Here is a 7,474-nt window from a genome sequence, read left to right as displayed (position 1 = left end):
CCGGCGGCGAAGGCGGCGCTGCGCGCCAGCTCGATCCGCCCGTTCGCGGCCGGGAGATCCGCCCGCGGCACCAGGTCCGGCACCAGCGACGGCGCGGCGACGCTGTAGGCCACGGTGCCGGCGGCGCCGAGGAAACCGAGCGCCGCCAGCAGGCCAAGGCTGAGCCCATCGGTGACGAGGAGCAGCAGCACGGCGAGGAGCGAGACCGCCCGCAGCGCCTCGGCCGCCGCCATTATCCGACGGCGCGACGACCGGTCGGCCAGCAGGCCGGCCGGCAGCGACAGAAGCAGGAAAGGCAGCGTCTGCACGGTCTGCAGCAGGCCGGTGCCGCCGGCCCCGGCGCCGAGGGCGAGCACGGCGACGATCGGCGCGGCGGCCAGGCCGATCTGCTCCGCCGACTGCGCGGCCAGGTTGGACCAGGCCAGTCGGCGGAACGGGGCGGGAAGCGGGGCGGTGGCGGACATCGGAGGTCTCGCGGCGGGAGATGGGAGCCCCAGCATCCAAGGCCGGCCCTCTCCCCGCGCTCCGCTTGTTGCCGCCGAATTCGGCCGCAAGCCAGGGTCGGCTCTGGCGGCCCGAACCCCCTCCCCCTATCCCCCTCCCGCAGGGGGAGGGGGGACTAGGGTTGCTCGGGGTGAGAGAGTGTTCCCAGAGCTGAAAAATCCATGTCCCCCCTCCCCTCGCGGGAGGGGGGCCAGGGGGAGGGGGTTGGCACCGCAAGAACCCGCCCCCATCGCAAGAACCGGGTCGCCACCGCGGCCGGAATTTGAGAGCAAGGGTCGGAGTGCTGGCGAAACCCGAGACCGCCATCTTCGGTGGAACGATCGACATCCCCATATCAGCGGGACCTGTCGATCCCACCGTCGAACAGGAGCGACCCATGGGCTTCATTCCCCCGCCCCCCGTCCCCACCCCGGCCTTCGCCAATGACGAGGCCCGCTGGGCCGCCGTGCAGCGCCGCGACCGCGCCGCCGACGGCGCCTTCGTCTTCGCCGTCCGCACCACCGGGGTCTATTGCCGGCCGAGTTGCGCCTCGCGCCATCCGCGGCGCGAGAACGCCACCTTCCATCCCGACGGCGCCGCCGCGGAACGCGCCGGCTTCCGCCCGTGCCGGCGCTGCAAGCCGAACGAGATGTCGCTGGCCGAGCGCCAGACCGCGCTGGCGGTCGCCGCCTGCCGCAAGATCGAGACCGCCGAAGAGATGCCGAGCCTGGACGAGCTGGCCGAGGCGGCGGGGCTGAGCCGCTTCCACTTCCACCGCATGTTCAAGGCGGTCACCGGCGTCACCCCGAAGGCCTATGCCGACGCCCACCGCGCCGACCGCATGCGCGACGAGCTGGAGCAGACCGGGACCGTGACCGAGGCGATCTACGGCGCCGGCTTCAACTCCAACGGCCGCTTCTATGCCGCGGCGCCACAGCGGCTGGGCATGACCCCGACCGCCTTTCGCGACGGCGGCACCGGGGCGGAGATCCGCTTCGCTATCGGGCAATGTCATCTGGGCGACATCCTGGTGGCCGCCACGGACAAGGGCATCGTCGCCATCCAGTTCGGCGACGATCCGCAGGCGCTGCTGGAGGAGCTGCAGGACCGCTTCCCCAAGGCCCGGCTGGTCGGCGGCGACGCCGGGTTCGAGCAGCTGGTGGCCCGGGTGGTCGGCTTCGTCGAGGCGCCGTCGGGCGGCGGGCTGGATTTGCCGCTCGACATCCGCGGCACCGCCTTCCAGCAGCAGGTGTGGCAGGCGCTGCGCAGCATCCCGGCCGGCAGCACCGCCAGCTACGCCGAAATCGCCCGGCGGATCGGCCGGCCCAAGGCGGTGCGCGCGGTGGCCCAGGCCTGCGCCGCCAATGACCTGGCGGTCGCGATCCCCTGCCACCGCGTGGTGCGGTCCGACGGCGACCTGTCCGGCTACCGCTGGGGCGTGGCCCGCAAGCGCGCTTTGCTGGAGCGCGAGGCGGGATGAAACGACACGCTCAGCTCGGCTGGGCCGGCATCGGGAAATGGCGGGTCATCCAGGCCTGCCATGCCGGCTCCTCTTGCGCGGCGACGGCCGCCGGCTGGTCGCCGAACAGGTACAACCGGACCGGCAGATAGACCTGTCCGCCCATCGGCAAGGCGAACAGATGCGCGATGCCGGCCGCCGGCGCGTCGAGCCGCAGCAGCAGCTCCGGATGCTCGTCCGGGCCGACACGCTCGACCTGCCCGGCCAGGGCCGGCGCGTCGGCCGCCGTCTGCACCCGCTGCCCCGGCTTGGCGCCGGCGATGCCGAGCCGCCCGGTCAGAGCCGCCCATCCCGCCTGGACCGTCGGCTCCGGCGCCACGCCCATCAGCTGGGCATTGACGCCGCTCTGGCCGCGGAAATGGGTGAGGTAGAGTCGCAGGATGCGGAAGAAGGCCGGCCAGCCGCTCTCGAACGCCTGGAACTGGCCGTCCCAGTCGTCGCTCTCGGCAAACCAGGCATGCACCACCCGGACGATGCAGGTGCCGCCGGCCTTGGCCTCGACAGTCCATTCGGTGGCGATGGCCGGACCGCCCAGCCCCATGTCGTTGGGGCTGTCGGCAGCGAAGCGGCGGGGCGGCTCCCAGGCGGTGATCACCGAGTGCGAATCCATCCCGGGGCCGAAATTGGCGGTGACGGCGCCGCCCACCCTCTCTTCGACGCGGGTCGGCACGAACCAGGAAGTCACGCCGGGGCCGGTGGCGATCGCCTGCCATACCTCGTCCGGCGTGCCGGGCACCTCGACCTCGGCCTCGACAGTGCGGCGGCCGGTCTCGTCCTTCTTCACGGGCATGTCTGCTCCTTTCCCGGTGGATCGGCAGGCTTCGGGTACGCCATCAGGACCAGGCGATGGTCCCGCCCCCCTGGCGCCGACGCGTTGTGGTAGCGCGCAGCCAGAGCGGCGATCGCGGCCGTCAGCTCCTGGGTGAAGGCGGCCCGGTCGGCCGGCGACGCGAAGCGGATCTCGGTGTCGATCGAGAGGGTGGCCAGCCGCTTCTCGGCCTGGGTGGCGGCGCGCCACAGGCCGGTGACCTCGCGCACGATGCGGGCGGCCAGCGCGATCAGATAGCTGGCCGACAGCCGGTCCGACGCGCGGCCGGGGTCGGCCGCGACCGGCCCGAGCGCCTGCGGCGAGACGATGTAGGAGGTCGCGGTGGCCACATAGAGCCGCTCGGTCAGACCGCCCCAGCGCCGCGTCTCCGCTTCGCGGACCAGCTGGTGCGCCTCCAGCGCGCGCAGATGGTAGTTCACCTTCTGGCGCGGAATCCCGAGCCGCGTGGCCAGCCCGGCGGCCGAGGCCGGCTTGGCCAGCTCCGCCAGCAGGCGGCTGCGGACCGGTTCGAGCGCGGCGACAGCCGCCGCCGGGTCGTCGATGACATCCACGTCGAGCATGGCCCCATTCCAACCTTGACAACTTTTCTTGTCAAGGTTGGATCAGGCCTGCCGGATCGCAGTCAGTGCACGGAAGGTGGCGGGAACAGCTGCCCGATCTGGTCCGGCAGCGTATCGGTCATGTGGCGCACCGTCCCCTCGGGCAGGTGGTGGGTCATGACCGCGAAGACGGCTCGGGCCGCATCGCCGGCATCGATCGCCCGGTCGCTGTCGAGCCGCGCCGAGATCCGCTGCAGGAACTCGTCCCGGCTGCGCACCACCTCGGGCGTGCCGGCAGGGTGGTAACCGTCGTAGAAGATGCCGCGCACCAGCATCGGCAGCTGGGCCGAGACATGGGCGGCCGATTCGACGCTCAGCCGGTCCCGCAGGGTCTGCAGCACCGCACGCAGCGCGTGGTAGCAGCGCTGCCGGTCGGTCCCCAGCGCCTCACCGATCTCGTTCAGCCAGATATTGGTGGTCTGCAGCGTCTTGTCGAAGACCTCGAGGCCGGTCGCGCTCATGGTCCCCTCCCGCTGCGGTCGGGTGCCGAGGGTGTGGAGACCTCCTCGAGCGTTTCCGTCGTTCCCGGGGCGTGCTGGGTCGAGAGGTCGCCGAGCGAGACCACCCCGACCAGCCGCTTCTCGGCATTGATCACGGGGATGCGTCGGACCTGGGCCTCGCCCATCAGCTCCGACACCTCCTCGACATCGTCATCCGCCCAGCACCAGCGCACATCCTGGGACATGGCCGCGGAGACCTCGGTGCCCTCGGGGTCGAGGCCGGCGGCGGTGACACGGACAGTGATGTCGCGGTCGGTGATCATGCCGACCAGCCGCTTGCCATCGCAGACCGGCAACGACCCGATATTCAGCGCATCCATCCGCTGTGCCGCATGGCGGACGCTGTCGCGCGGCCGCACCACCGCGACATCGCTGGTCATCACTTCGGCTATTCTCATGGCGCTCTCCCTCGGCCCAGGGCCGTCCGATTGCAGACAGGCGGCGGGTCGGGCGAATCCCCGCGGGGCGTTCCTGCGCGACCCGCTCATCAGGTCAACGAGAGGCCATCCGCGGCCGGTTCCCTGCTTTCGGTCCGGAGCGCCATAACAGGACGGCCGCCCGGGATCGCTCCCGGACGGCCGTTGCGATATCAGCCCGCGGCGAGACCGCGACGCTGCTGCGGCTCAGCCGGCGACCCGGGCCAACGCCTCGCGCAGCCGCTCGATCGCGGCCTGGGCCTCGGCCCGGCGCTCGCGCTGCTCCTCGACCACCTCGTCCGGCGCCTTCTCCAGGAACTGGGCGTTGCCGAGCTTGCGGTCGATCTTCTCGACCTCCGACGCGTTCTTCTCGATCTCCTTGGTCAGCCGCGCCCGCTCCTTGTCGAGGTCGATGATCCCGGCCAGGGGCAGCACCAGCGTCGCCTCGTCGATCACCGCCTGGGCCGAGCCCTTCGCCGGCTCCGCCTGCGACGGCTCGATCGTGGCCAGCCGGGCCAGGCGGCGGATCAGCGCGCCATGAGTCTCGAGCCGCCGCAACGTCTCCGCCGAGGCACCGCGCAGCATCGCCGCCAGCTCAGCCGCGGGCGGCACGTTCATCTCCGACCGGATGGTGCGGACCGCCGAGATCAGGCGGATCACCCAATCCATCTCCGCCGCCGCCTGCGGGTCGACCAGGCCGGCCGGGTAGTCCGGCCAGGGCTGGGTCACCAGCGTGGCGTCGCCGCGGTCCGCAAGGTGCCGCCACAGCTCCTCGGTCTCGAACGGCATGATCGGGTTGAGCAGGCTGAGGATCTGCTCCAGCGCCCAGGCCGTGGTGGCGCGAGTCTCGGCCTTCGCCGCCTCATCGGTACCAGAGAACACCGGCTTGGCGAATTCCAGGTACCAGTCGCAGAAGCCGGCCCAGGTGAACTGGTATAGCGCCTGCGCCGCCTCGCTGAACCGGAAGCCCTCCAGCGCCGCGGCCGCCTTCTCCGCCGTCTTCGCCACCTCGCCGACGATCCAGCGGTTCAGCGTCAGCGTGTTTGCCGCCGGGTCGTAGCCGGCCACCGGCCGGCATTCGTTCATTTCGCAGAAGCGGGCCGCGTTCCACAGCTTGGTCGCGAAGTTGCGGTAGCCCTCGACCTGCTGCGGGCCCAGCTTGATATCGCGGCCGGCGGCCAGCGACACCAGGGTCATGCGCAGCGCGTCGGCGCCATAGCGGTCGACCAGCTCCAGCGGGTCGATAACGTTGCCCTTGGACTTCGACATCTTCTGGCCCTTCTCGTCGCGGACCAGGGAGTGGAAGTACACGGTGCGGAACGGCACCTCGCCCATGAAATGGATGCCCATCATCATCATCCGGGCGACCCAGAAGAAGATGATGTCGAAGCCGGTGACCAGCACGTCGCCGGGATAGTAGCGCTGCAGCTCCGGCGTCTGGTCCGGCCAGCCGAGTGTCGAGAACGGCCACAGGGCGGAGGAGAACCAGGTGTCGAGCACGTCGGTCTCGCGCCGCAGCTCGACCGCCTCGCCATAGTGGTTCTCCGCCGCCGCCTTGGCCTCGGCCTCGCTCTCCTCGACGAAGATGGTGCCGTCCGGCCCGTACCAGGCCGGGATCTGGTGGCCCCACCACAGCTGCCGGCTGATGCACCAGGGCTGGATGTTGCGCATCCACTCGAAGAAGATGCTCTCGGCCATCTTCGGCAGCAGCACGGTCTTGCCCTGCTCGACCGATTCGATCGCCGGCTTCGCCAGCACCTCGGCCTTCAGGTACCACTGCTCGGTCAGGAACGGCTCGATCGGCACGCCGCCGCGGTCGCCATGCGGCACCGCATGGACATGGTCCTCGATCTTCTCGACCAGGCCCAGCGCCTCGAGGTCGGCGACCACGCGCTTGCGCGCCTCGTACCGGTCCAGGCCGCGATAGGCCTCCGGCACCTGGTCGTTGAGCCGGGCCTCCTCGTCGAGGATGTTGATCAGCGGCAGGTCGTGGCGGCGGCCGACCTCGAAATCGTTGAAATCGTGCGCCGGGGTAATCTTCACAGCGCCCGAGCCCTTCTCCGGGTCGGAGTATTCGTCAGCCACGATCGGGATCAACCGGCCGACCAGCGGCAGGACCGCGTTCCTGCCGACCAGATCCTTGTAGCGCTCGTCGTCCGGGTGCACGGCGACGGCGGTGTCGCCCAGCATCGTCTCCGGCCGGGTGGTGGCCACGACGATATACCGGCCCTCCTGCCCTTCGATCGGGTAGCGGAAGTGCCAGAGATGGCCCTTGGTCTCCTTCTGCTCGACCTCGAGGTCGGAGACCGAGGTGCGCAGCTTCGGGTCCCAGTTCACCAGCCGCTTGTCCCGGTAGATCAGGCCCTCGCGGTGCAGCTGCACGAACACCTTGACCACGGCGCGGGACAGGCCCTCGTCCATGGTGAAGCGCTCGCGCGTCCAGTTCGGCGTGGCGCCGAGACGGCGCAGCTGGCTGGTGATGGCGCCGCCGGACTGGGCCTTCCACTCCCACACCTTCTCCAGGAAGCCGTCGCGGCCGAGATCCTGGCGCTTGATCCCCTGCTTCCCCAGCTCCCGCTCGACCACCATCTGGGTGGCGATGCCGGCATGGTCGGTGCCGGGCTGCCACAGCGCGTCGCGGCCGCGCCGCCGGTTGAACCGGGTCAGCACGTCCTGCAGGGTCATGTTGAAGGCATGGCCCATATGCAGGCTGCCGGTCACGTTCGGCGGCGGCATCATGATGGTGAAAGGCGCCGCGTTCGACTGGACGTTGTTGGCGAAGGCGCCGCTCTGCTCCCATTCGGGATAAAGCTTGGCCTCGACCTCGCGCGGCCCGTAAGTCTTGTCCAGCATGGCTGAACCTTCCGTATTCTCGAATTCTGACGATGGAGCGGTGAAGCGAAGGGGCGGGTCAGCGTCGTACGGCGCCGCTGGCGATGCGGGATACCTCCCGCTCGACCGCCTGCTCGACCAGCCGGGGCAGGTTGGCGTCGAGCCATTCCTTCAGCATCGGCCGCAGCAGCTCGCGCACCAGATCGTCCACCGTCTGGCTCTTGTGCACCGCCGCCGGCGGCGGGGCCGCGGCGTTCAGCCGGGCCAGGGCCGCCAGCGCGGCGCTGGCGCTGGCC

At 70.7% G+C, this 7,474-nt stretch carries 8 protein-coding genes; 1 reads left to right on the top strand and 7 read right to left on the bottom strand.

Annotation, left to right across the window (positions count from 1 at the left end; genetic code table 11):
- On the bottom strand, window positions 1-464 hold a 464-nt coding region (locus P409_RS20710; RefSeq protein WP_034842933.1), incomplete at its 3' end, for an MFS transporter.
- 416 nt (window positions 465-880) lie between these two features.
- Here P409_RS20710 and ada point away from each other — a divergent pair.
- Window positions 881-1,963, top strand: a complete 1,083-nt coding sequence (gene ada / locus P409_RS20705) for a bifunctional DNA-binding transcriptional regulator/O6-methylguanine-DNA methyltransferase Ada (RefSeq protein ID WP_052121036.1) — start codon at window positions 881-883, stop codon at window positions 1,961-1,963.
- Between the two features lie 10 nt (window positions 1,964-1,973).
- Here ada and P409_RS20700 read toward each other — a convergent pair whose 3' ends face one another.
- From P409_RS20700 to P409_RS20675, 6 genes are all read right to left on the bottom strand, one after another.
- Window positions 1,974-2,792 carry an SRPBCC family protein gene (locus P409_RS20700; RefSeq protein ID WP_034842931.1) on the bottom strand — a complete coding sequence of 273 codons (819 nt, stop codon included), beginning with the start codon at window positions 2,790-2,792 and terminating at the stop codon, window positions 1,974-1,976.
- Window positions 2,783-3,391 carry a helix-turn-helix domain-containing protein gene (locus tag P409_RS20695; RefSeq protein WP_034842927.1) on the bottom strand — a complete coding sequence of 203 codons (609 nt, stop codon included), beginning with the start codon at window positions 3,389-3,391 and terminating at the stop codon, window positions 2,783-2,785. Before P409_RS20695 ends, P409_RS20700 begins: the two co-directional genes overlap by 10 nt.
- 62 nt (window positions 3,392-3,453) lie before the next feature.
- A complete protein-coding gene (locus tag P409_RS20690) occupies window positions 3,454-3,891 on the bottom strand; it encodes a DUF2267 domain-containing protein (RefSeq protein ID WP_034842924.1) in 438 nt (145 codons plus the stop codon).
- Entirely contained in the window at window positions 3,888-4,328 is a 441-nt protein-coding gene (locus P409_RS20685; protein WP_034842920.1) for a CBS domain-containing protein, read from the bottom strand. Before P409_RS20685 ends, P409_RS20690 begins: the two co-directional genes overlap by 4 nt.
- A gap of 225 nt (window positions 4,329-4,553) precedes the next feature.
- Window positions 4,554-7,199, bottom strand: a complete 2,646-nt coding sequence (locus P409_RS20680; RefSeq protein WP_034842916.1) for a valine--tRNA ligase — start codon at window positions 7,197-7,199, stop codon at window positions 4,554-4,556.
- 58 nt (window positions 7,200-7,257) lie between these two features.
- On the bottom strand, window positions 7,258-7,474 hold a 217-nt coding region (locus tag P409_RS20675; protein ID WP_034842914.1), incomplete at its 5' end, for a DUF2497 domain-containing protein.

Source organism: Inquilinus limosus MP06, assembly GCF_000767795.1.
In the GTDB taxonomy this organism is placed as follows: domain Bacteria; phylum Pseudomonadota; class Alphaproteobacteria; order DSM-16000; family Inquilinaceae; genus Inquilinus; species Inquilinus limosus_E.
This window is presented reverse-complemented; position numbering and strand designations above follow the sequence as displayed.